Annotated in this window: 22 protein-coding genes; 5 read left to right on the top strand and 17 right to left on the bottom strand. The window is 62.7% G+C overall.

The window, feature by feature from the left end:
* Window positions 1-35 precede the first annotated feature (35 nt).
* The 8 genes from AC1ECK_RS18085 to AC1ECK_RS18050 form a co-directional block, all read right to left on the bottom strand.
* Entirely contained in the window at window positions 36-1598 is a 1563-nt protein-coding gene (locus tag AC1ECK_RS18085; protein ID WP_480321337.1) for an efflux transporter outer membrane subunit, read from the bottom strand.
* Complete coding sequence (locus AC1ECK_RS18080; protein ID WP_480321336.1) at window positions 1595-2536, bottom strand: glycosyltransferase family 2 protein; 942 nt, start codon at window positions 2534-2536, stop codon at window positions 1595-1597. The genes AC1ECK_RS18085 and AC1ECK_RS18080 overlap by 4 nt, the downstream gene beginning before the upstream one ends.
* Before the next feature lie 22 nt (window positions 2537-2558).
* Window positions 2559-4139 (bottom strand): DHA2 family efflux MFS transporter permease subunit, encoded by a 1581-nt coding sequence (locus AC1ECK_RS18075; RefSeq protein ID WP_480321335.1) that lies wholly within the window; start codon window positions 4137-4139, stop codon window positions 2559-2561.
* Window positions 4136-5482 carry a glycosyltransferase gene (locus AC1ECK_RS18070; RefSeq protein ID WP_480321334.1) on the bottom strand — a complete coding sequence of 449 codons (1347 nt, stop codon included), beginning with the start codon at window positions 5480-5482 and terminating at the stop codon, window positions 4136-4138. Before AC1ECK_RS18070 ends, AC1ECK_RS18075 begins: the two co-directional genes overlap by 4 nt.
* Window positions 5483-5500: 18 nt before the next feature.
* The gene (locus AC1ECK_RS18065) at window positions 5501-6070 is read right to left on the bottom strand and encodes a methyltransferase family protein (RefSeq protein WP_480321333.1); all 570 of its coding nucleotides are present in this window, start codon (window positions 6068-6070) and stop codon (window positions 5501-5503) included.
* The gene (locus AC1ECK_RS18060; RefSeq protein ID WP_480321332.1) at window positions 6067-6963 is read right to left on the bottom strand and encodes an alpha/beta fold hydrolase; all 897 of its coding nucleotides are present in this window, start codon (window positions 6961-6963) and stop codon (window positions 6067-6069) included. The genes AC1ECK_RS18065 and AC1ECK_RS18060 overlap by 4 nt, the downstream gene beginning before the upstream one ends.
* Before the next feature lie 429 nt (window positions 6964-7392).
* Window positions 7393-8046: an acyl-homoserine-lactone synthase gene (locus AC1ECK_RS18055; RefSeq protein ID WP_480321532.1), complete on the bottom strand. Its 654-nt coding sequence runs from the start codon at window positions 8044-8046 to the stop codon at window positions 7393-7395.
* Window positions 8047-8255: 209 nt separating this feature from the next.
* Complete coding sequence (locus tag AC1ECK_RS18050) at window positions 8256-8705, bottom strand: DUF4902 domain-containing protein (protein ID WP_480321331.1); 450 nt, start codon at window positions 8703-8705, stop codon at window positions 8256-8258.
* 70 nt (window positions 8706-8775) lie between these two features.
* Here AC1ECK_RS18050 and AC1ECK_RS18045 point away from each other — a divergent pair, with 70 nt between their 5' ends.
* A complete protein-coding gene (locus AC1ECK_RS18045) occupies window positions 8776-9486 on the top strand; it encodes an autoinducer binding domain-containing protein (protein ID WP_480321530.1) in 711 nt (236 codons plus the stop codon).
* Window positions 9487-9993: 507 nt separating this feature from the next.
* Here AC1ECK_RS18045 and AC1ECK_RS18040 read toward each other — a convergent pair.
* Complete coding sequence (locus AC1ECK_RS18040; RefSeq protein WP_480321330.1) at window positions 9994-11745, bottom strand: NAD(P)/FAD-dependent oxidoreductase; 1752 nt, start codon at window positions 11743-11745, stop codon at window positions 9994-9996.
* A 343-nt stretch (window positions 11746-12088) separates the two neighbouring features.
* Here AC1ECK_RS18040 and AC1ECK_RS18035 point away from each other — a divergent pair, with 343 nt between their 5' ends.
* The 4 genes from AC1ECK_RS18035 (at window position 12089) to AC1ECK_RS18020 (ending at window position 15133) form a co-directional block, all read left to right on the top strand.
* Window positions 12089-12754: a helix-turn-helix transcriptional regulator gene (locus tag AC1ECK_RS18035; protein WP_480321528.1), complete on the top strand. Its 666-nt coding sequence runs from the start codon at window positions 12089-12091 to the stop codon at window positions 12752-12754.
* A gap of 331 nt (window positions 12755-13085) precedes the next feature.
* Window positions 13086-13679, top strand: coding sequence for a cytochrome b/b6 domain-containing protein (locus AC1ECK_RS18030; protein WP_480321329.1), 594 nt, complete (start codon window positions 13086-13088; stop codon window positions 13677-13679).
* A 2-nt stretch (window positions 13680-13681) separates the two neighbouring features.
* Window positions 13682-14473, top strand: a complete 792-nt coding sequence (locus tag AC1ECK_RS18025; protein WP_480321328.1) for a molybdopterin-dependent oxidoreductase — start codon at window positions 13682-13684, stop codon at window positions 14471-14473.
* A 45-nt stretch (window positions 14474-14518) separates the two neighbouring features.
* Window positions 14519-15133: a hypothetical protein gene (locus AC1ECK_RS18020; RefSeq protein ID WP_480321327.1), complete on the top strand. Its 615-nt coding sequence runs from the start codon at window positions 14519-14521 to the stop codon at window positions 15131-15133.
* A 128-nt stretch (window positions 15134-15261) separates the two neighbouring features.
* Here the strand turns inward: AC1ECK_RS18020 and AC1ECK_RS18015 are convergent, their stop codons facing one another.
* From AC1ECK_RS18015 to AC1ECK_RS17980, 8 genes are all read right to left on the bottom strand, one after another.
* Entirely contained in the window at window positions 15262-15687 is a 426-nt protein-coding gene (locus AC1ECK_RS18015; RefSeq protein ID WP_480321326.1) for an OsmC family protein, read from the bottom strand.
* Window positions 15688-15908: 221 nt separating this feature from the next.
* A complete protein-coding gene (locus tag AC1ECK_RS18010; RefSeq protein ID WP_480321325.1) occupies window positions 15909-16463 on the bottom strand; it encodes a carboxymuconolactone decarboxylase family protein in 555 nt (184 codons plus the stop codon).
* Window positions 16464-16499: 36 nt separating this feature from the next.
* Window positions 16500-17846, bottom strand: a complete 1347-nt coding sequence (locus AC1ECK_RS18005; protein WP_480321324.1) for an aspartate aminotransferase family protein — start codon at window positions 17844-17846, stop codon at window positions 16500-16502.
* 25 nt (window positions 17847-17871) lie between these two features.
* A complete protein-coding gene (locus AC1ECK_RS18000; protein ID WP_480321526.1) occupies window positions 17872-18939 on the bottom strand; it encodes a C45 family autoproteolytic acyltransferase/hydolase in 1068 nt (355 codons plus the stop codon).
* 243 nt (window positions 18940-19182) lie between these two features.
* Window positions 19183-20349, bottom strand: coding sequence for a hypothetical protein (locus AC1ECK_RS17995; RefSeq protein ID WP_480321323.1), 1167 nt, complete (start codon window positions 20347-20349; stop codon window positions 19183-19185).
* Window positions 20350-20571: 222 nt separating this feature from the next.
* Window positions 20572-21432: a MurR/RpiR family transcriptional regulator gene (locus tag AC1ECK_RS17990; RefSeq protein ID WP_480321322.1), complete on the bottom strand. Its 861-nt coding sequence runs from the start codon at window positions 21430-21432 to the stop codon at window positions 20572-20574.
* A 77-nt stretch (window positions 21433-21509) separates the two neighbouring features.
* Entirely contained in the window at window positions 21510-23789 is a 2280-nt protein-coding gene (locus tag AC1ECK_RS17985) for an amylo-alpha-1,6-glucosidase (protein WP_480321321.1), read from the bottom strand.
* A 288-nt stretch (window positions 23790-24077) separates the two neighbouring features.
* The coding region (locus tag AC1ECK_RS17980) for a citrate/2-methylcitrate synthase (RefSeq protein WP_480321320.1) at window positions 24078-24288 on the bottom strand (211 nt) is incomplete at its 5' end.

The following is a 24288-nucleotide window of genomic DNA, read 5'->3' as shown; positions in this document are numbered from 1 at the left end:
CTGGCCCGGTCGATATCGTTCTTGTCGTTGTACATTCAGTCGAAGTGCGTATCCGTGATCCGTCCGTGTGAAGGAAAGGCAGCCTGAAAATGGGAAATCGGCGGCCCGGCAATTTTCCGCTCGTCAAAGCCGCCGCCTAGCGCGGCGACCAGCTCAACCTGCAACACCCGGCGCTGTGTCTGCAGTTCCATCTGCTCGGCGCGCTCGTCAAGCAGCCTCAGGTCGGCCAGCATCACGTCCTTTTGCATGACGAGGCCGCGCTGATGGCGCTCGTCGGCAATCGCAACGATATGCGTGGCAGCGTCGACCGCCTGCGCCTGCTGCTGCACCAGCTTATCCACGGTGCGCAACGACGTCAGCCGTTGCGCCACTTCCCCTAGCGCCTGCTCGATGGTTTTGTTGTACAGGCTGAGCGCCACGTCCACACTGGCATAGTCGCCGCCGAGCTTGGCGCGCAGGCGGCTGCGATCGAAGATCGGCAGTGACACCGCCGGCCCGACGGAGCCGGTCAGCGCTTCGTGGGTAAACAGTGACGCGGGTGTGAGCGCCGTCAAGCCTGCGAAGGCCACCAGGTTCACATCCGGGTAGAACTGTGCGCGCGTCGCATCGACGTTCGCCACCGCGGCTTCGGCACGCAGGCGCGCGGCGACGATATCCGGGCGCCGCCCCAGCAGATCGACGGGCAACCGTGCCGGCAGTCCGGCTGCATCGAGGTCCGCGAGGTCGGCCAGTTGCGGCCGGCGAATCGTGAGTCCACGTTCCGCGCCGCGGCCGCTCAGCACTCCAAGCTGCAACTGCGTGAGCTTGATCCGTTCGTCGTTGAGTTCCATCTGCGCAACGAGGCGGTTCTGCTTGAGCACGGCGTCCGCGGCGTCGTACCCGTTATCGAGACCACGCGCGAACCGTTCACGCAGGACGTCGTTCACGAAGTCGCTCGCGTGCTGCCTTTCCTGCAGGTTGTCCTGCATCGCGTAGTCGCGGTCCAGTTCGAAATACAGCGTGACGATCGCGACAGTCAGCGAGAGCCGCGCCTGCTCCGCGTCCACTCGCGCCGCATCGCGCCCGGACAAAAGCCCGCGCGTCATGGCGGCATTCTTGCCCCACAGGTCAAACTGATAGCTCAGCCCCGCAAACAGGGCCGACGGTGATTCGGTCGGATCGCTAAAGAGCTGCACGGGAATCGTCTCGCCCGCCACCGACACATTCGCGACGTTCGGCGGCTGCGGCAAGCGCGCCTTGGTGACGGTCGCCCCGGCTGTGCCCGTGAGTCCGGTCAGCGACGCGAACTGCTCGAGTTGCGACTGCGCGACGCCGATCCGCGCTTTGGCAATCTGCATATCGGGATTCTGCTGCAGCGCTTCGCCGACGAGTTCATCCAGTTGCGGATCGCGGTACCGTTCGACCCACTCGGGAGTGGGCCACGCCCCGTTCGTCCGGGTTCCGGCTGTCTTCGCTAGCGCGTCCGCCTCCGGCATCAACGGTTTGACGTTGGCGTGCAGGCCGGCGTCATCGACGCAGCCGGCTAGCAGCAGAATAAGCAGCACAAACAGCAGCGCGTTCGCCGGCCACAGCCACAGTTCGAGAGGAGCAAGCTTCATTCGTACTGCGCCCTGTATGCGAAGCGCGCGGCAAGCGCCGGGCGCGTACGTTCCAATGGACCGAGCCGTCCGAACAGGCCATCCGACATGCCGAGCAGGATGCCGTTGAGCTTGGCGAGCTTGTCGGTTTCGAGCAACAGCACCTGCACGATCTGCCACAGCGTCAGAAGATTCGGCACGATGGCAACCGGAAAACGCATGCCGTACTGCAGTCCGATCTGCATTGCATTGCGGGCGCTGTAATAGCGCCGATACCACGGATGATTGGTCGCGGTCATATGGAACGGTCCAAGGCGATGGCGGCGCCGTTCGCCGATCTTGTGCGAGAGGATCAGCGACGGTATGACATACAGCGGAACGTTGCGCGCCAGCGCTCGCAGGCAGTACTCCGTATCCACATGATCGATAAACAGCGGTTCGTCGAAGCCGCCGAGTGTCTCGAACGCCCGGCGCGAAATCACGCAGCCCGACGAGATCAGAAACGCGCAGCGCTGCGGCGCGGCGCCCTCCTGCAGCTTCAGACGCTGCACTGTGAGGCCATCGGTGCTCAGTTCAGGCAGGAAACGTTGATCGTTTTCATCGAAGATACGCGGACCGGCAAGGAACGCCCCCGCACCGAGCGCCTCGCATGTGGCCCGCATGACGGGGAAATAGCTGCCTGGCACCACGGAGTCCTGATCGAACAAGGCGACCGCGTCCACGCCCTGCTCGAACTGGCTGGCAAGCCCGCGATTGAGCGCACCGGCAATGCCATTGCGATTGCCGTTATGCAGCAACCTGATTCCACACGCCTGAAGACGCGCTGCCGCAGCGGGATCCTGCTGCGGCGAGTTATCTACCACGGTCAGGCTATCGCAGCGCTCGCGCAGGGCGACAACGCGGGCCAGTTCTGCGGCCGTCGGATGAAACAGAACCACCAGGGCGCCAAGGGTTGTCATCGCAGTTCGCTCCGTCATCGGTTCAGTGCCCCAGCGTCGCGGCGGCGCCGCGTCTCGGGCGCGTCAGCCACATCATGGCGGCCAGCACGAGACAGGTCATGCTCGCCATGAAGAACATATCGCCGGTGGCCATCATGTAAGCCTGCTGCTGCACGATCTGATGCAGTGTCGCGAGTTCACGGGTGCCCTGGACACCCATGCCGTGCAGCGTCTGCACGAAGCGCTGGGTATTGGCCGACGCATGGGTCACCGACTGCGCGACGATGTCATAGTGGTAACTGGCGCGGTTGTCCCACAAGGTCACGCTCATCGCGGTACCGAACGCCGCCGATAGCGTGCGCAGAAAGTTCGACAGGCTGGAGGCGGCCGCGAGTTTTTCGTCGGGCACGCGCGAGAGCGTGGCGGCCGTCAACGGAATAAAGAAGCATGGCAGGCCGACACCCTGGATCAACCCTGGCGTAACGATTTGCCTGAAGGTCATCGTCAGGGTGAAATGCGCGTCCCACCAGAGCACGCCGGCAAACACGAGAAAGCCGAAGGTCGCCAGCACCCGTGCGTCGAAGCGCGCCGAAAACAGTCCCACCAGAATCGAAAAGACCAGCGCGAGGATACCCAGTGGTGCGGTGGCGAGCCCTGCATGGTAGGCGGTGTAGCCCATCACCGCCTGCAGCCACAGCGGAAAGATCACGCCGACCACCGAGAAGCTCATCATGCCGAGCGAGATGATCAATACGCAGAACGAAAAGGTTCGATCCCTGAACAGGCTCAGGTCGACCACCGGATGCCTTTCGCCCGCCTCCCAGATCAGCAGCGAACCGATCGCGAGCACCGCGACGATGGCCAGCGCGAAGATCAGCGACGAATCGAACCAGCCCGCATCGTGGCCCAGATCGAGCATCGCCTGCAGCGAGCCGACCCCCACTACCAACAGCGCAATGCCGACGAGATCGATGGGCTCCGGTTTCGCCTCGCCTCTGGTTGGGCGCAACAGCGCAGTGCAGACCGCAAAGGAAAACAGGCCGATCGGCAGGTTGATCAGGAAGATCCAGGGCCACGAGAAATTGTCGATGATCCAGCCGCCGACTACCGGACCGAAGATCGGCGCCAGCAATACCGTCATCGCCCATAACGCGAGCGCCACGACGCGCTTGCCGGGTGGGAAAGCGCGCAGCAGGATCGTCTGCGAGAGCGGCACCATCGGCCCGGAGAACAGGCCCTGCAACGTGCGACAGACGACCAGCAGGTGGAAATCGCCGGCGACGCCGCACAGCAACGAGGTCAGCGTAAACAGGATCACTGCGGCGACAAACAGACGGGTCTCGCCTACGCGTCTCGACAGCCAGCCGGTCAGCGGCACGGCGATGGCCGCCGCGACCGAATAGGAGCTGATCACCCATGTCCCCTGACTGTTCGATACGCCGAGGCCACCCGAGATCGACGGGACCGCAACGTTGGTGACCGTCGAATCCAGAACCTCGATAAAAGTCGCCAGCGACAACGCGAAGGTCAGCAGCGCGAGCCGCGCGCCGCGCATGGCAGGCTGCGTGCCGGCCTCGCCCGTTCCGGTGGCGATGGCTTGCGCCGAGGGAGACGAAGCACTCATGCGCGTTGCACCTGAGGCGCGCCCGACCACGCGCGCTCTACCTGCCCCGGCGCGCAGGCTATCGTCCCAGATCGCCCGACGAAACGCTCGATGTATCCCGCGGCCACCTCGCAACCGTCCGCGGTAACGGCGAGGCGCTCCCGGATACGGCCGCACTGAAGCGCGATCGACGAGTTGCTCAACACCTTGTCGATCGCACGCGCCAGCGTCCGTCCATTGACAGGTGCATCGATGCGCATGCCGCAACCGCTGTCGACCACGCGCTGCGCGTTATCGAACTGGTCGTGGGCAAACGGCGTGACGATCTGCGCAATTCCCGCGGCATAGGCAAGCGCCGCTGTGCCGATGCCACCGTGGTGCACCAACGCGCGGCAACGCGGCAACAACGTGCCCATGGGCACGTAACGGCGTTTAAGCAGCGTGCGCCGGGCTACCGGGAGTGCCTCGCCGTCGTCCCCGGGCGTGTCCAGCCGCGCGGCATCCGGCGTGAGCAGAATGCCGCGCAACCCGCTCAGGCGCAGCGCCTCTTTCACCGCATGCGCGTAGCCTGCCTGATCGATCAGCGTCGAGCCCGCCGTAAAGACCAGCGGAGGTTCACCCGTCCTGAGAAAAGCCTCGAGTTCGTCGTCAGGCGCCGGCCATCCGAGCTCGTTGAACAGCGGGAAGCCGCTTAGCAGATGAGGCTTCGGCCAGTCAGGCTGCGGCTGCGCAAACCAGTCGGGAAACAGGCACAGGATGCCGTCGGTCGAATGTAGCCAGTCGCCCATGATGCGTTGCGCCGGCCCGAGGCCGAGTTCGCGCCGCAACGCGTTCAGCGCTGGGCCGCACACCTTGTCGAGCACATGATGCTCGACGAGCCTCAACAAGCCCGCTTTCACGGCGAGCGGCAAGCGTCGCGGGATCGTCAGACGCTTATGGTTGGGCGGAGCGTGGGCCGACAGCAAGGTGGACGGCGACACCTGCACCGAGACCAGCGGAACCCCGTGCACCTCCTGCATCAGCCGCGCCGAAAACGCCCATAGCGTGCCGACCAGCACCGTCTCGGCGTCGGCGAGCGAGGCGAGCATGTCGAAATGCGGACGCAGCGTCGGAGCAATCACGTTCCACAAAGTTCGAAACGAGGTGCGCGGATGCCACAGTGCCGGGTCCGCCATCGCCGTCGCGTAGGCTTCATGCGTACCGATCGGCACGAACTCGAAGCCGCGCCGCTCGACCAGCTCGGCAAACGGCACGTGCGTGCAGAAGACGATCCGATGCCCGCGCGCCGCCAGCGCCGCGCCAATACCGATCAGCGGATGCACGTCGCCCGCCGAGCCAATCGCGGTGATGATGAGTTTGGCCATGAGCGTGGGTCTCGCGCGTCAGTAGAGACCGGGAATCAGGGCCGCGACCTCCTGGCGGTACTGCGTATAGGCGGGGCCGAAGTAGCGCGTCAACCAGCTTTCCTCGACGCGTACCTTGTAGGCAAGCGAGGCGAAGATGAGCAGCAGGCCAGCCACGCAGCGCCATTGCTCGCCGATCAGCACGGCGCCGGCCAGCGCCAGCAGACAGCCCGTATAGATAGGATGCCGTACCAGCCGGTACGGGCCGCTGCGCACCAGCTCGTGGCCTTCCTTGAGCGTGACCGAAACGCTCCAGTTGGTGCCCAGGTGCAGGCGCGCCCAGACCGAGAACGCGAGGCCCGCAAGCAGGACGCCGCAACCGGCGAACTGCGCCGCGTGCAGTTGCTGCCAGTCGGGCGTCCATGCGCCGGCGGTCAGGTCGGGCACGATGATCAGCGCGCCGCCGGCGATCAGCGGAATCGACTGCAGGGTGCGCGCATTCGAGGTCTCCCGTTGCGCGGTCTGCTTGACCCGCTTCGACGTGGCAATCCAATAGATCAGCCACAGCGTCCACGGAAGCACGATGGCAATGCTTTGAACGATATTCACGGTAGCGCAACCTGTTCTGAGTGGGTGACGGCGAACGGCGCGAATGCCCCGCTCGCAACCCCGCAGGCCGCTTCGCCAAGGAAATCGAAGATCGCCGTGCGGACCTGGCGTAACTGATGACGCCCTTCCAGATCGAGAAAGTGACCGGCCTGCCCGATGGTTGCGAATTCGGCGCGGGCAAGATGCAGCGCCAGCGTTCGCACATCGTCGGGGGTGGTGTATTCGTCCAGCTCGCCGTTGATGAACTTGAGCTCGCAGCGGATGTTGCGGAATTCGTGCAGGTATTGCTCTGGACGGATCGCCAGAATCTGCTCGACGTGGAACGCCACCTGCTCCTGTTCCTGGCGCGGCAATGTCGTCAGATACCGGTAGTTGTAGAGCTTCATGATCCTGGGCAGATGACGGCCCACGGTATCGTTGAGCAGTTGTGCGGCCTTGAGGTTTTCGCCGGCAGCGATGTAAGCGCGCGCGCAGCTCACATAATCGGTCATGGCTGCGTTGAGCCGCGGTGAAAACGACGCGATCACCGCTCGCCGCACGCTGGTTTGCCTGCGCGAGAGCGCGAGCAGCGAAGCCACCCCGCCCCAGGATACCGAAAGGAGAAAAGCCGGTTCGAATATGCCGATCAGATGCAACAGAATGTCGACTTCATCGTCCTTGGTCAGGACGAAATCGCATACGTTATAAGCTTTCGATTGCCCCGCATAAGGTAAATCGAAACAGATTGCGTTATAGCGCTCGCCAAGATATTTGATTGTCTGTCCAAACGACGCGGTAGTCGCTAATGCGCCGTTGATCAGAATGACGCTTTCGAAATCCGGATTGAATACGTGACGCTCGACGTAGACTTTCCGGCCTGTCGGAAGTGGAACAACCAGTTTTTCGATGGGCATGGGCGTATCCCGTACACTTGCCTGAGCAAATGCGCACTGATACCGCGCCCGCCTGAGCGGACGCTTTGGGGCCGTACAGCCATGGACCGGGCCCATACCACCTGCCTCCGGGGCAAGTGCGATCCATGACGGCCACCGCGCCATCGCAGCCCGCATCACACAGTATGTGATGCGAACCCCCGGTTGCACGCCGCACCAACCAGATGCGCGACGTCAATCAGGTATTCGATGCCTCGTTTATTTTCTTTATATATATGCACCCACAAAGTGCAAAAAAATGCCTCATCGGGGATGCACAGTCGAGCGAAGTGTCGCGCTCCGGTGTGATACTAATATGTCGATAGCGGAGAATTCAAGATTTTTCAAAATTGTCGAATTCAGCCTCTAAGGATTTTTTACGATGCCCGTTGCATCGTCAATCGACTCGCGCTATGCGGCGCAAAGCGGATCGCACTCGCGTTGAGCGAATCGGACCGGTCTGCCGGCTTCATCCGGTGCGAGTTCGATATCGAGCGCCGCGAGAGTCTGACTGTCGATATCGATCCAGCAGGCAACCACCATCCGGCCGTCGATGCATTGGGCCTGTCCGGCCCGGTGCGCATGCACGCCGATGCGGCGAAACAGCCGCTCCATGCTCAGATAGGTCACGCCAATGATTTGCCTCGCGCCGAGCTGGGCGGCGCAACGCACGACCGAAGCCAGCATCGGCCGGAACACCCAGCCAGGCGGCTCGCCCTCGGGCTGGCCAACCGCAAGCGGACTCGCCGCGAAGCGCGACAGCTCCCAGACTTCCGGCGATTCGGGCGCCTCCATTCCCTGCGCCAGCAGAAACGGAAACAGGTCTTTGAGAAGATACGGCCGTGTAGTCGGCAACAGCCTCGCACAACCGCAAATCGAATCGGCGTCGTCGCGCCCGACCACATAGACCGTATCGTCGCGGTCGTACTGGTCACGCTCGAAACCGTTGTCCGCCATCGGCAACTGCCAGCCGAGCTGCTTGACGAAAATCTCGTGCCGATACTGGGCAAGCGCGTTACCCACACCCTCGGGTAGCCGCCCGTCGTCGTGTATGTCAGTCCGCATCATGCATCCCGGGTCTCTTTTAATCGAGCGCATTAAAGCCCGTGTAAAAGCACCCGGTAACTGACAGAGTTGACAGGGGGTTTATGACAAAAAATTTTCACCCACTGAAATGCCTTGCCAAAAGACGAATTTACGATTGCAAAGCGCAGGTCTTTTGCTTATAAATAAACCGTGGCAAATTCGTAATCGATGCGTGGCCGCCGCAACGCTCACTGCCGGTAAACAGGGGACAAAATCGCCTGCTGATCAGGTGCGCGCAGCGCAACGGTGGCTGCCACTGCATGCGACCAGTTCAAACGGATGAGCCGGCGTATCAGCGCTTGCGCGGTGCATACCATTCCCAGATCGGTACCTGAGCGATCAACACCCATGAGATTGCTTCTAACGTCGCCCCAGGCGATCAGGAACGCGCCCGACGGGCGTTCGACATACCAATCCCAAGCAACCGAGAAGTGAGATGTCAGCGGGTGAATTGCGCCCTGCCACTCCGTGTAGCCGGCATTCAATGCTTCAATGGCATCGGCGCGCAGATCGGCTAACAACTGCGTGTCGATTCCCGACGACACGTGCGCCAGCGTCAGGCGGCTCAGCATGACTTCGGGAACGCGGATATAGCCGTCGGACGACGGCAAATGGAAGTGCAGCGAAGGAAGTTTCATCGGGCCTGGGTCTTTGGCTGAATCTGGACGGGCTTGGTTAGATAAAAAGCTGTTAGATCGGGGGGCCGACATGGAATCGTACTTTCAGGATGCTTACCAGTCGTTTTCTGCTGCCAGAGACGAATACGCGTTATTCAAGGAGATTACGTCTTTCGCCAATAAGCTTGGATTCGAATATTGCTGCTATGGAATTCGCATGCCTCTGCCGGTCTCGAAACCGACGGTGAGGATTTTCGATTCCTACCCGCCCGGCTGGATGGCGCACTATCAAACCAGTGGCTTTCTCGACATCGACCCGACCGTACGCGCGGGCATGCGCAACACCAATCTGATTGTCTGGCCTCAGACCGGCTACGACGAGGCGCCGCGCATGTGGTCCGACGCGCTCGATTTCGGCATCAAGGTCGGTGTCGCCCAGTCGAGCTGGACGGCGCATGGCGCATTCGGACTGCTAACCATGTCGCGCCATGCCGACCCGTTGTCGTCCACCGAGATAGAGAACCTGCTGTTGCCGGCCAACTGGCTATCGAATCTCTGTCACATGCGGATGGGTCAATTCCTCGAAAGCAAACTCGTGCCTGAAGTGAGCGCGCCGCTCACTGCCCGCGAGCGCGAGGTATTGCGCTGGACCGGCGAAGGCAAGACGTCATATGAAATCGGCAAAATCCTCAGTATCTCCGAACGAACGGTCAATTTCCACGTCAACAACATACTGCTGAAACTGGCTGCGACCAACAAGGTGCAAGCAGTCGTCAAAGCTGTCGCCACCGGGTTGATCTAGTGGTCCGCTCGACGCACTCACGTGCGAGCCGGCGGAATACTCGCACTGGGCCGCCAGCCTATTTATAGTGCATCGAAGTTGAGGCAAATAGCTGTGAAATCTGACAGCTTGCGGATTTTGATTTCCTAAGACCGATTTAGCAGTAAGATTGCGGGGTCTGCAGTTTGTCGAACTTTGTTCGACCCGTGCGGCGACACGCGCCTCGATGCGCGCACCGCGCCTTACCGTCTCTCAGGTTCTGGCGGCCCTCGGAATAGCCAGAACTTTTAACGCCAGCGTAAGCTGGCGTTTTTTTGTCCTCAGAAATGAGGATGGAGCAGGAATATGCATCAGGTATATTCGGTCGGTGTACCGGATCCAATGAAGATGCCGGACCCGGCGAAACTGAATGCACAACACCCGATACATAGGGCGCCGCTGAACCTGAGAGATGGGACCCGCCTCGAGCGGGTCTTTTTTTGCCAAAAGCGGCTCACGCAAACGATTGGCACGGCTAAAAACCGCTAATCAACCTGCCGCGCGTCCGCCATAGTTGTATTGCGGATTCATGTTATCGAGCGGGTTCGAAGCGCCGTAGAGCTCGCCGCCAAAGCTGCGGATGACGGCGCAGACCGCGTTGACCCCAGTCTGCAAGGCCCCTTCCACCCACCCTCCCGTGAACGAGCAACTGTCGCCCGCAAGGTAAATGTAGGGATCGGTCGAAGCATCCCGGCTCGCCTGGAACTGGAAGAAGAGTTGCTGGCTATAGCCGTCGCCGCCGGCAAAATTCAACTTGAAGGCCCCGTAGTAGCCATGCTCCAGATCCCAGTCGACCACTCGCACAAAGGTGTCGTAGTCGTTATTGATCGGCACCACGTGCCGCGCAAATGCCGCGTTGGTCTGCGCAAGATCGGTCACCAGCCGTTGCACGCGCTGCCGGTTGTCACCCAATGCCAGTTGCTTGATCGCGTCGTCCTCCCACGCATAACTCAACAGCACGACACCCGCTGAATTCGGGTTCTGCGGCGCATAGTCGAGGCAATAGACCCCGCGCACCAAGGTGTCGGTCTGGATGTTGGCCGGCAGATTCTCGTCCAGCCAGAATTTGCGCTGGGTCATAACGAAGACCTTCGAGGAACTGGTCAGATGCACATCGCTGATTGCCGTGCACTGCTGCGGCGAAAGCGCTGAGCCCGCTGCATTGAGCGCCATGTCGATCTGCATGGCCCGCGTGCTCGCCGTGACGATGACCCGATCCGCATAGAGCGTGGTGCCGTCCGCGAGCCATAGCTTGACCCCTCCCGCCTCGCGGCTGACCCGCGAAACCGGTGTCCTGACCACGCGTTGCGCGATTGAACGACGCCCGAAAACCTGCGACGAAAATGCGCGCGCCAGCGATTCGATGCCCGCGGGAATGAACAACTGGTCCGTTTCCAGTTCGTCCACCATCAGACGCACGATCTCGAGAAAGGCGACCGGGTACATCGGCCCCAGGCCGCCCGAGCCGACGCCGAGCGCACCGAACAGCTCGTAGTCGTCAGGAAAGCGCCACCGTTTGCCGCCCGGCGGCTTGGCGCTGCCGAACATCCGGCACAAGGCGCTGTAGAAACTCTCGTTGCCGAACGCGTCGATATAGGCCTGCCATGCGTCGCGTGCCGCAGCGCTTTGCCCGCTGCGCAGCAGTCCGGTAATCGCCACCGGCGCCATCAGCGCGGGGCCGGTCTCCGGCGTGAAGCCCTCGCTGATGAAGGCATTCCAGCCGGCGTTGACCGTCGCGAACATATCGGGCGGATTGCCGTGCGCGGGCCACGTATAAGTGTTGCCTTGATAGCCGAGGTTGGTCAGAACCGCGCCAGGGTCCGGAAAGCTCGAAGTGGCCTGGATGCCGAAACGGTCGAGATAGTGGAACAGGCTGTATTCGCTGGGCGGAAAGCGCATCGCGCCCATCTCGGCGAGATACTCGGGGGCGCCCTCCGTAAAGGTCGAACTCCAGGTGCGGCCGCCGATGCGGTCAGACGCCTCGAACAGCACCACATTCGCTGCGCCGGCGCGCAGCAGTTCATACGCGCTGACCAGCCCGGCGATGCCCGCGCCGATAATCGCGATCGTGCCGTTTGCCGCCGCCGGCGGCAAACGGCCGAGGGCATTGGGTACGGCGCCCAGATAGGCGCCGTAGTCGAACAGCGTGTCGATATAGCCAAAACTGGGACTTTCGGGCGCCGCAGCGGTGATGTCGGCGGCGGGGCGTGGGCGACGGCGAAGATTCGGAATGAACGACATGCTGCTCCTCGTTGGCTAAAGGTAAACGTTCAGACAGTGGCGAGCCGGTACCCGCATTCACACACGTTCCCGGCCGCCGGGAAGCTATAACACATAATGTTTAACGGCATTTTTGCTCCCTGCTTGAATCATTAACATTGGCCGTGTAAGCTGGCCGACAAATGTTTCCCGATTATTTCTTGTAGGCCGGACGCCGGATGGCGCAGGCTCCACGCCGATTTTTCAAGCGGTCCAGAACACCATGTATCTGACAAGCCGTGAGACCGCTGTGGTCTCAGACATCTTCGCCGTTCTTGCCGATGCCTTACCGGAAGATTTAATGCGCCGGGAAATCGGTGTGAGAATGCTGGATCTGCTGCGCGCCGATTACCTCGGCTCGTATGTATGGGATGCGACAAAGAAGGAATTTGTGAATCGCGTCGCCCTCAACATGTCGGATGACAACCTGTCCGACTACGAGCGTTACTACCAATACCACGACACGGTCACACCCTTGTTGCAGAATTGCCGGCAAGCGGTGCGCGTGACCGATGTGATTCCCCAGGCGGAACTCGTCCGCACCGAGCTGTTCAACGACTTCTTGCGCCGCGACGGACTGCATTGGGGCATGGACATTTTCGCGTGGTCGGGCGATACGAATATCGGCGACCTGCGCATCTGGCGCGGCAAGCAGCGCGACAACTTCTCGGACCACGAGCTCGCGCTGGCTGAACTGATTCGCCCGGCCTTCACGACCGCGCTCGCCCGCGCTCGCGCGTCGGCCGGTCTGAGCGGCGCCGTGCCAATACAGACGCAACTGATTTCCGAGCGCGTGCTCAAGGCGCTGACCGCGCGTGAGCAGGAGGTGGTGCGCCTCATTATGGAAGGACTGCTCGACAAACAGATCGCAGAGCGGCTCGGAATCTCTTACACCACCGTGCGCACGCACGTCGACCGCGCGTTTCAAAAGCTCGGAGTCGGCAATCGCTCCACGCTGATTCGCATGGCGCAGCAGGACGCGCGTCCGTAAGTAAAGCGCCTCGGCAAACCCCTCGGTAAAGCTTGCCTGCGCGCCTCGTCGGGGCGTCCGGGACACCCGTTCAGTACCCTCCTCTGCATTGCAGCCATTGCTGCGACGACGCTCTCGCCGGTTAGCCGCGATTCACCGCACGCCACACGGACAAGCCGTTACCCTCCTGTAAGAAAAGTTTTTTTCGCTTCGACGGAATAAGGCTGGCCGGATGGTGTTCACCGTCCTGAAGCCGAGCTGGCTGCGCCGCGTCCATACGCGGTCATCCTTGCGCGGCAGGTCTGCGTGGGCGCCCTGTTCCACGTGCATTGCCACCAACCGCGAGCGCGCTTTGAGTCACAAGACGATTCAACCTGTCTGGGTCCGCATTACGCACTGGATCAATGCGCTGGCCGTCATCCTGATGGTCATGAGCGGCTGGCAGGTCTATAACGCCTCGCCGATCTTTCCGGCCTTGCAGTTTCCGGCGGCCATCACCCTGGGCGGCTGGCTCGGCGGTGCGCTGCTTTGGCACTTCGCGGTGATGTGGCTGCTGGTAGCGAATTTCCTTGTCTACCTTGGCCTCAATCTGGCTTCGGGACGGCTGCGCGACAAACTGCTGCCGCTCAGTTTTCGCGCGCTCGCCACCGATACGCTCGCAGCCTTGCGCGGCCGCCTCACGCACCACGACCTGTCGCGCTACAACGCCATCCAGAAGCTCGCCTATCTGGCGGTGATCGTCGATATCGTGCTGCTGGTGCTGTCGGGCCTGGCGGTATGGAAGTCGGTGCAATTTCCGCTGCTGCGCACGCTGATGGGTGGCTACGACAATGCGCGCGTCGTGCATTTCGTCTGCATGAGCGTGCTGGTGACCTTTTTCGCCGTGCACGTCGTGATGGTCGCGCTGGTGCCGCGCTCGCTGCTGCTAATGATTCGAGGACGGTAGAGATGACGATTCGTAAGCGCCGCGAGGAACCGGGCACGATGCTGGCGTCGCATGGCGACTCCATTCTCAAGGATGCTCACAAGGCATTGAAGGATCCGGCGCGCCGCCTGCTCGGCAAACGGATGCTCTCGCTGGGTGGACTCGCCCTGCTGTCCGGTTGCGATCTGAGCACCGACAAGTCGGTCAATACGATGCTGCGCAAGATCTCGTTCTTCAACGACGACGTGCAGGCCCTGCTGTTCGATCCGAACCGGATGGCGCCGACCTATCCGGAGTCGATGATCACCCGGCCGTTTCCATTCAACGCGTTCTATGACATCGACGATGTCCCGGACGTCGACGCCGGCACATACCGCCTTCAGGTGAGCGGGCTGGCGAGCGGCAAACGCGTATGGACGCTCGACGAGTTACGCGCCTTGCCGCAGCAGGACCAGATTACGCGGCATATCTGCATCGAAGGATGGAGCGCGATCGGCCGCTGGGGCGGCGTGCGCTTTGCCGATTTTCTGAGGCGCGCCGGCGCCGACACGACAGCGCGTTTCGTCTCGCTGCATTGCGCGGACAACTACTGGACCAGCATCGACATGCCCACTGCGCTGCATGCGCAGACGCTGCTTACGCTGACCTACGACGGCCAGGTGCTGCCGCCGAAGTACGGCTTCCCGATGAAGCTGCGCATGCCCACCAAGCTCGGCTACAAGAATCCCAAGCATATCGTCGCGATCACGGTGACCAACGACTATCCCGGCGGTTACTGGGAGAACCAGGGCTACAACTGGTTCGGCGGTTCCTGAGCGGCATCCTCATTTTCAACTCACCCACAACAGTACGGAGCTTCCATGTCTATCCGCCTGAAACTCGGCGTTACCCTTCTGACGCTGGCGTTCGCCGGCGTCGCGCTCGCCCAGACACCTGCTGTCAAACCGACGCGGATTCGCGGCGATATCGTCTCGCTCAACGGCGACGTTCTGCAGGTGCATCGCCGCAGCGGCGATACGGTCTCCATCGACGTCGCGCCGAACGTCGGCATCTCGGCGGTCAAGGCGATGCAACTGGCCGATATCAAGCCCGGCTCGTTTATCGGCACGGCCGCCACCACCGGGACCGACGGCAAGCTGACCGCCACCGAAGTGGTGGTGTTTCCGGAAGCCGCGCGCGGCACCGGCGAAGGTCATTACGCGTGGGACCTGGGTCCTAACAGCTCGATGACGAATGCGAATGTCGACACGGTGGTCGAAGGCACCAGCGGCCGCGATCTGAAGCTGTCGTACAAGGGCGGCAACAACGTGGTGACGGTGCCGCCGAATGTACCGGTTGTGACCTTCACGCCGGCTGCCCGCACGGATCTGACTGCCGGCAAGAAGGTGTTCGTGGTCGCTACGCCTGCGGCGCAGGGTGCATTTGTGGCGCAACGGGTGGTGGTCGAAAAGGATGGCGTCGTGCCGCCGATGTGAGCGCGATGCCGGGCGGCTGCTTCGCCTGGCGGCGCGGCGGGCCCTTGCCGTAAAGATTCCAGACGTGGGCGCCGTCCCGGCGCCCACGATGTCTGTTTTATGTAGCAATGCTTACCTGCCGCCTACGCTCAGGTTTCGAGGGTCGCATCCATGGTGATGGTGGCCTTTAGCACCTTCGAGACCGGGCAACCGGCCTTGGCGTCCGCCGTGGCTTTTTCGAACGCGGCCCGGTCGCCGCCGGGAATTTTCACCTTCACGTCCAGATGAACCGCGGTGATGGCGAAACCGCCGTCGGCCTTGTCGAGCGTCAGGGTGGCCGTGGTGCCGATGCGTTCGGGCTTGATATTCGCCTTACCCAATTCCGCCGAAAGCGCCATGGAGAAGCAGCCGGCATGCGCCGCCGCGATCAATTCTTCCGGGTTGGTGCCGATGCCGTTTTCGAAACGCGTCGCAAACGAGTACTGGGTGTCCTTCAGAACTCCGCTGTCAGTAGAAATCGTGCCTTTTCCGTCCTGCAGGCCGCCTTGCCAAACTGCCGATGCCTTGCGCTTCATCGCTCTCTCCTGTTGGTGCGCTGTCGGCGCTGCCGTGCTATCCACCGGAACGCCTGCCGCAACGGTCACGCCCGGGTTCTTGCGGTATCGGCGGCGGTCGATGCATGCCACGCAGCCCGACAGACGCAGGGCGTAGACCGAACTTCATGATAGGCGCTGATGCGGATTTGCGTCGGCGAGTTTTCTGCAGGCGTTGACTTCAGATCACTCATCCCCGTGCCTCACGCCGCAAACGGCAACGTCGCCTGTCCTTCAGCCCGCATGCCGAACACATTTAGCGTCATCGCGACGAGCGCGTAGTAACCGAGCAAGCCGACCAGATTGATCGTGACCTCATCTCCGAAGCGCGCCGCCGTCGCTGCATAGGTGGCATCGGATACGCGTTTCGTGTCATACAGTTCGCTCGCAAAAGCGTAGATCAGCGCCTCGTCGGGATCCGCGAAGGCCGGCTGCCCGCCTGAACGGATCGCCTCCGCAACGGCCTCTGGCACACCGGCCTCGAGCGCGATCGGATAGTGGATGTACCACTCGGCCTGGGCTTGCCAGCGCGCCGCCGTGACCAGAATCGCCAGCTCCGACAGGCGCAGCGGCAAGCCGGTGCGGTAGCGGCAGAACGCACCCAGCCGCTGCGCCTGCTGTGCGAGTTCCGGACTATGAATCCAGCCTAGAAACGGGCCATTCAGATTCCCGCGTGGACCGGACAGAATCTCTGCGAGTACAGCCTTCTGTTCAGGCGTGGCATGGGCTGCGTCGAAACGTGGCAAACGGTCAGTCATGGAAACGCTCATCGGTAGTGAAACAACGGCCTGCGCTCACGATGCCGCGCGCACGCCAGTCGAATGAAGTGCCGCTTCGATCGAATCGGCAAGACGGCTGACAATGTTGTCGATATCCTGTGCCGTGCAGATAAACGGCGGCGCCAGCAGCACATGATCGCCATTCTGGCCGTCGACGGTTCCGCCCATCGGATACACCATCAGCCCGCGCGCAAACGCCTCGCGCTTGATCGCCGCATGCAGTTTGAGCCGGGGATCGAACGGGGTCTTGCTGTCCCGCTCCCGCACCAGCTCGACACCGACGAATAGTCCACGCCCGCGTACGTCGCCGATATGCGGATGCCGTGCGTAATGCTCGCGAAGTTGCGCGCGCAACTGCTCGCCGCGTGCCTGCACGTTTTGCAGCAGATTGTCTTCGGCGATCACGCGTTGCACTTCAAGTGCGGCGGCACAGGCCGTTGCATGCCCGATATAGGTATGACCATGCTGGAAAAATCCCGACCCGCCGACGATCGTGTCGTAAATGCGTTTGCTGACCAGCGTCGCGCCGATCGGCTGATAGCCGGCGCCCAGCCCCTTCGCAATGGTCAGCAGGTCCGGCGCGACGCCGTCTTCTTCGCAGGCGTAGAGATAACCGGTACGCCCCATGCCGGACATGATTTCATCGAGAATCAGCAGCACGCCATAGCGGTCGCAGACCGCGCGGATCTTGCGGAAATATTCGCGCACCGGCGGCACTGCGCCGGCGGTTGCCCCCACCACCGTCTCGGCGACAAAAGCTGCCACCGTCCCGGCGCCGAGTTCGAGAATCTTCTGCTCCAGTTCATCCGCGAGACGCTGCGCAAACGCTTCTTCGGTTTCGTCGGCACGCTGCTCACGATACGCGTAGCACGGGCTGACGTGATGCGCCTCGATCAAAATCGGCAGAAACGGCTCGCGGCGCCATGCATTGCCGCCAATCGCCAGCGCACCCAGCGTATTGCCGTGATAGCTCTGGCGGCGCGCAATGAAATGCCGGCGCTGCGGCTCGCCCTTTTCGACGAAATACTGGCGCGCCAGTTTCAACGCGGCTTCGATCGCCTCGGAGCCGCCCGAGACGAAATACACATGATCGAGACCCTCGGGTGCATTCGCCACAAGGCGGTCCGCGAGTTCTTCGGCCACTTGCGTCGTGAAGAACGAAGTGTGCGCATAGGGCAACTGCTGCGACTGGCGCCGGATCGCGTCGATCACGCGCTGGTTGCTATGGCCGAGGCACGAGACGGCGGCGCCGCCGGATGCATCGATATACCGCTTGCCGGTGGAATCGATAAGCTCGATGCCGTCGCCGGCTACGGCGACCGGCAGGGTTTGCTTCGGGGCACGGTGAAACACGGTAGACATACGGTTCCTTATCGCAGGACGGCGGTCAGTAGGCGGCTTGCGGAGCCGCAGCCTTAGGGATGAACGTGTCGAACGCACAGTGGTCTTGCCGATAGACCTGCATCGCCACACCATCTGCTTCGATGCGAAACATGGCGGTAGCCAGGGTATTTTCGTCGTCGGGGTCGAGCGGATCGTCACGGAAGATCGGTAGGCCAGCGCTCGCCCGGTCGCGCAGTACGCGTAGCAGCGCGTCGTCCGTGACCGGCGTGCGCAGCGTGGGCAGCAAAGCATCGACGCGCGCCTGGCGGTCGCGGGACGAATCGGTCACGATCTGCGCTTCGCTGTCGCAGCCGTCGTGGACCAGATGATTCGCATGGCCGAAGCACAGCGTGACAGCCGAGGCCGGGGCCAGGGCCGCTACCGAGCAGCGCTGCGCCGTGGCCTCGATACTCAATAGCCGCGCGTCGCCGGCGCAGCCGAGCGTGTGATGAAAACCGCTGGCGCGCGGCAGCTCGCGCAACAGCGCGACGGCCTCGTCCAGTGAGCGGCTGTCGAGCACGGCGCGGGCCAGAATCATGCGCGGCACGCCCACGGCCGGCACACGGATGCGCAGATTATTGATGGCCTGTACGATACCGGCGCGGTTGGCGGCAAACGTGTGGCCTGGCAGTGAACCCGGATAGTAGAAGCTGACGAAGCCCGGTTTGCCGGCGGGCTGAACGTCTACCAAGGCACACCGTTCTCGCAGATACGGATCGCCGTCTTCATTGTGGGCGATGAAACGCGTATTGCCCGCTACGGCCGCAAGCGTGGTGCAACCGTCCGGCGCGTTATGAATCAGCTCGCCGCGACAGTTCCATAGAAACACGTCCTCGATAGGCCAGCCGAGACCCGCGGCCATGCCGTCGAGTTCTTTCACGAGCGCGGGGAAATGTGCTTCGGCCGCGCGCCGTAGGCGCTCCACAAACGGATGCCCACGCCACTGGCTGACTCGCTGCCATGCAGCGCTTTGCGCCATATACGCCGCCATGACCGGCCGAGCCAGCTCACCCAACCGGTAGCCGATATCGTCCGGCTGGCCGGACACCCGGAAAAGACTCAATTCCTGCATTGACGCTTCTGCCCTGTTCATGTCCTGCTTGCAGTGGCGCCGCAAGGACATGACAACGCGAACCGCCGCTGTCCGTGCAGCGGTGCTGAAACAATGCCGTCAGAACCGATGGTCGTGACGGGATCGATTCAACACTCGATACAGATTTATACATCTCAACAACATATGTTGTCAATTACCGAACAATAACATCGAATGGAGCGAAAGCACGACGCCCTTGGCAACTAGCCTACCCGACGCCGCTCAGGCACGCCTGCCGCCATCGGCCAACGGCTCGATCTCGTCCGGTCCAAAGAAGAAGCGATGACCGGGCATGCGCGCCGTGCCGAGGTCCTTGCCGGGATCGTCGTCGATCGTCACCGCCACATGCACGCGGTCGTCGAAATCGCGCTCAATCGACTCGATGGTGGCGACCATACCGCTTAGGGCAATGTCGAAGATATCCGCGCGGCAGCGCGGATGCAGGCGCACCTGATCGCCCACCTGAATCTCGACACCCGCCACCCGGACTCGCGCGAGATGCGGACGCGCATCCAGTTCGGCCCAAGGAGACAGCGGATCGGCACTGTCGGGCGCAATCTGCGGGAAGTCGCAGAGGATGATCGGCGAGGCCAGCATCGTGTCGGACCGGGTCTCGTCGCCGACCAGCACCGGCCATGCACCGATGTTCCTGCATAGCGCAGCAGCCGCCTCGAGCCCAGCGGGCGGATCGATCGACGAGACACATTCGCCGTCCCTGACGGTGAGGATCGCGTGACACGACACCAGTGCATAAAGCGAAGCCGCATCGCGTTTCAGCGTGCTCGCCTGTTTCAATGGGGTTTCGTTGAGGATACGAAGCGTCACCCGGTACGCGCCGGCGCCAACCGGTACGGCGGCCACTTCGACCCGGCCTTTCAGTTGGTGGCGCGTGCGCCGCAGCGCACCGCGGATCACGCCGTTGCGATCGGCAAGCGTCTCGAGATCGCTGCCCGCATCGAACGAGAAGGCAATCTCGTACGCCGTGCCAAGCAATTCGCCCAGCGCGAGCTCCGGAATCCGGACCTGCCGCTCGACCGCTTCTTGCCAACGGTAATAGCGGTGCCCGTCGATATCGAGCACCGGCACCTGGCGCCACGTCAGCGCCTCGGAGGCAGGCGCGCCATGCGAGGCGCCCGGCGCCTCCAGCACGATCCGCTCGAGCACCTGCAGAAAGCCCGGCCGCAGCGCGACACGGGTGCGGGCATCGCCGCGCACCAGGAACTCGCTTTGCATCAGCCACGGATCGCTACCCGACGCCTGCGAGTAAGCACGCGGATAGACACCGCCAAAGGTCCAGCGCTGCCGACTGTTCGCCGAAGACGGCCGGTACGGATAGAGCATGTACCCCTCATACAGCACGGCCTGAACCACGCTTTCGACTGGACTCATGAGATACCCTCCTCAACGCCGTCGAGTAGGCCGTCGAATGCTTGTCAACTGGCGAGCCCATGCCGCGTCTTGCCACCGTGATGGGCTGAAAAGGCTGCTTTTGAGTATAGATGAGCGATGCCAAATAACCTAAGACGGGATTCGGCCGCGAATCGGAGTTTGCGGGTTCCGGCTGCAATGGTGCAGCGCGCCATTGCAGTGCGCCGCGCCTCTCAAGCGCGTCTAGGCAACGTATGCGCCCTTCGCATGCAACGAACGTTCGGCAATCTCGAGCTGTGTTACAGCGTCAGCGCCTTCCAGCGCGAGCAGATGCGCGACCAGCGATTCCGCAATCGCGGTGGCCGCGACAAGAGACGGGAAGAACGACGGGCTTTCGTGTGAAAAGATCAGTGCCTTGTCGGCGTTCAGCGCGATCGGCGACACCGCGCTATCGGTGATCGCAATCAGCTTGCTGCCTTTTTCGAGCGCCGCTTCGGCCACCCGCGCAGCTTCCACCGAATACGGCGCAAAGCTGATGACGATGGTCGCGCTATCGCGTTCGATGCTGCGCAGTTGCATCTCCAGCGTGCCCGCTTCGCCTGTCAACAGCGATACCGAGGAGCGAAACAGCCGGTAGCCGTACACGAGACCGAACGCCACCGCATAGCACGAGCGAAACCCGGCCACGTGCACATGCGGTGCACGACGCAGCAGGCGTGCCGTCTCGACCGTGACGCGCGCATTGTGAGCGGCCGTGACCTCCAGGTTGTGTTGCTGCGCGACCAGCAGATCATGCGCGAGCGCGTCTCTGGCATTGGTCTTGACGAGCGAACGGGCCCGGCTTGCGAGCGGCTCCGGCCGGGTGCGCACGCGCGCCACGAACAGGTTGCGCAGTTCGTTCCAGCCGGGAAAACCGAGTTGCTGCGACAGCCGTACGAGCGAAGCGGGTTGGACCTGGGCGCGTTCGGCCACCTTGCGCATGGAGGAGACAGCGACTTCGTCTGGATGATCGAGCAGGAAAGCCGCTCCCATCTGGAATTGCGGGCTCAGTTCTGAGAAGCGCGCCCGGATCAGGGCGGCGAGCTGGTCGAAACTGTCGGGCATGCGATGGACCGGGGAGTAAGTTGACAACAAATGTTACCACCCGGGCCACCTCATGCACCACGACCACGACCCCACGTTTACAGCAATGCCACGACCCGCACGTCGCCCTGTTCGGCCGAGGCCACCACCTTGCCAGCGACGCGCCGGAACGTGATGGTCACGCTCGAATCGCCGACCCGCATATCGCCGATCTCCAGCCAGTCGATGCCGTCAGGCAGCATCGGCTGCTCGATCAGCACTTCGCGCCGCGCCGCGTCCACCGTGACGCCCAGACACGCCTCCAGCATCATGAACGGCGAGCCCGCCGCCCACGCCTGCGGCAAGCAGGCCACCGGATACGCGGTAGGCGGTTCGCCGCGCCGGCGCGGAAAGCCGCAGAACAGCTCGGGCAGACGCATGTCGAAATTGACCGCTGCCTGAAATAGCGCCTGCAGCAGCTTCACCGCGGTTGCCTTGCCGCCGTAGCGCGCCACGCCACGGGCACAGAGTGCATTGTCATGCGGCCAGACTGAACCGTTGTGATACGCCATCGGATTGAAGCGCGCCTGCCCTGCCGCGAGCGTGCGCACGCCCCAGCCGGTGTGAAACAGCGTCGATTCCAGGCCGCGCACCACGGCTTCACCGCGTTCTCGCGACGGCAGGCCGAAGGCGAGCAAATGGCCGGTGTTCGAGGCCATCACGCGACACAGTTCTCCATGGCCGTCGAGCGCGATGCCGTAGAAGCCGGCCTCTTCCATCCAGTACTTTTCTTCGACGCATTCGCGGATAGCCTTGGCGCGCCGGCTGTAAGCAGCCGCATCGTCTGCCTGCCCCCGCAGCGTGGCGAAGCGCGCCATCGTGTCGAACGCGGCGCTCGCGTAGGCCTGTACTTCGACGAGCGCGATCGGGCCGTCAGGGAAGCGCCCGTCGGCGTGGAACACCGAATCGTGACTGTCCTTCCAGCCCTGATTCGCGAGACCGCCGTCCGATTCGCGCTGATAGTCGAGCAGGCCATAGCGGTTCTTGTCGCACACGCCCGCGACCCATTGCGCCGCGCGCAGCAGCGCCGGCCACAACTCGTCGATCAGGGCCACGTCATTGGTGCGCGCCACATAGGCGCCGGCCAGCACGATAAACAACGGCGTGGAGTCGACCCCGCCGTAATACAGCGCGAACGGCACCTCGCCGGTGGCCGCCATTTCGCTCTTGCGCATCTCATGCATGATCTTGCCGACCGCCGCATCGCGAAACGCCGAATTCTCGCGCGCCTGGTGCTCGGCAAGAAAACGCAGCACGCCGCGCGCGAGCCCCGGCTGCAGCCAAAGGGTCTGCAACGACGTGATCAGCGCATCGCGGCCAAACGGGGTCGAAAACCACGGGATGCCGGCATACGGATAAGGGCCGGTTTCCAGATCGGTGGTGAGCAGGCCGAGATCGGCGAGCGAGCGGTCGATCCACGCATTGAACAGCGGATTGCTCGAACGCACCCGCGCCGTTGCCCGGCGCCGCTCGCGCATTACCAGGTGGGCGTCGACCAGCGCCGCGCGCACCGCGGCGCGCCCGACGCGCGGCCGCACCGTGTCGATCTGCGTCAGATGCGCCTCGCTCAGCGCATGAACCGGCTTCGCGACACCCGCGCTCGCGACCGCTTGCTCGGCCTTCACCTGCACGTCCACCGCGAGGTAGATCGACACGCACGCCTGGGCCGGCAGGTTCACCGTGTAGTCGGCGCGATTGGCGAACAGCTTGTCGGGGGTCGGCGAGAACGCAATCCCCACATTGCGCGCGACATTATCGAGCCCCACGTAGCCGAGCAGCACCTCGCCGTTCTCGACGCGCGCCGCTTCGACCTTGCCCTGCTTGTCGCGTTTCAGGCCGCGCACTTCGAACATGTCGCGGAAGTCGCTGGCGAAAGAAATGGAAAGCGGCACGACCGCGTCTTTCGTGCCGTAGTTGGTCAATTCGATCGCTTCGTTGAGCACCGTGCCAGACAACACGCGCACCCGTTCGACGTGAATCACGCCCTCGGGCGTGCTGTCGCCGCCTAGCGGCGGCAAGGGCCGGTTGGTCAGATGCGCGGTGAATGCGGTGTTGTCGCTGCTGACGCTGCCGGAGAGCAGCGACGGCGCGCGTCCGCCGAAGGTCAGCCGCAGTTGCGAAAGCACCCGCGTGTCGTTGACGAACAGGCCGTCGTCGATACCGGTAATGTCGCCCAGCGGGTCGTTGACGATAAAGGTGTCGCCCGACTTCAGCACGTACTGGTTCGCGCTGGCGACATTGAGGTTTTCCGGCGGGATAAATGCGCCATCCGGTTCGTGTTCGTTGTGATCCACGCCGCCTGAGTGAGACAGTCCGCCAAGGGCTTCGGGTTGCTGCATCAGCTTGCTCCTGTGCTATGGGCTTCGTTCCGATTGTAGAGGGTCTACACACCCGTCGAACGAACTTAACACAGGACTGTGGTGGATTTAAGCCAGTGGAGCGCCGCGAAGGCGTAACAAATCGCTACGAGCGGCGCGCCTTGACAGTGCACACGCGCAGGTGGCACGCGTCATGCAGTTTTGGTGCAGCGTCCGGCGTAAACGGACTGCGGGCGTTGCCCCGTATCCGGAGACAACGCCCGCTCGCGGTCCGCGCTCAAGTGGTACTCAAGCCATCCCTTCGATCAATCAGCGTTGCGCGATCGGCTTCGCTTCACGTGCCGTGGCGCCGACGAACAACTGACGCGGACGGCCAATCTTCTGTTCCGGATCGGCGATCATCTCGTTCCACTGCGCAATCCAGCCCACCGTACGCGCCATCGCGAAGATACACGTGAACATCGAGGTCGGGATGCCCAGCGCGCGCTGCACGATACCCGAGTAGAAGTCGACGTTCGGA

Source organism: Paraburkholderia sp. SSBN10T (genome assembly GCF_056619545.1).
Note: the sequence above shows the minus strand (reverse complement) of the source record. Positions and strands in the feature narration are given on the sequence as shown.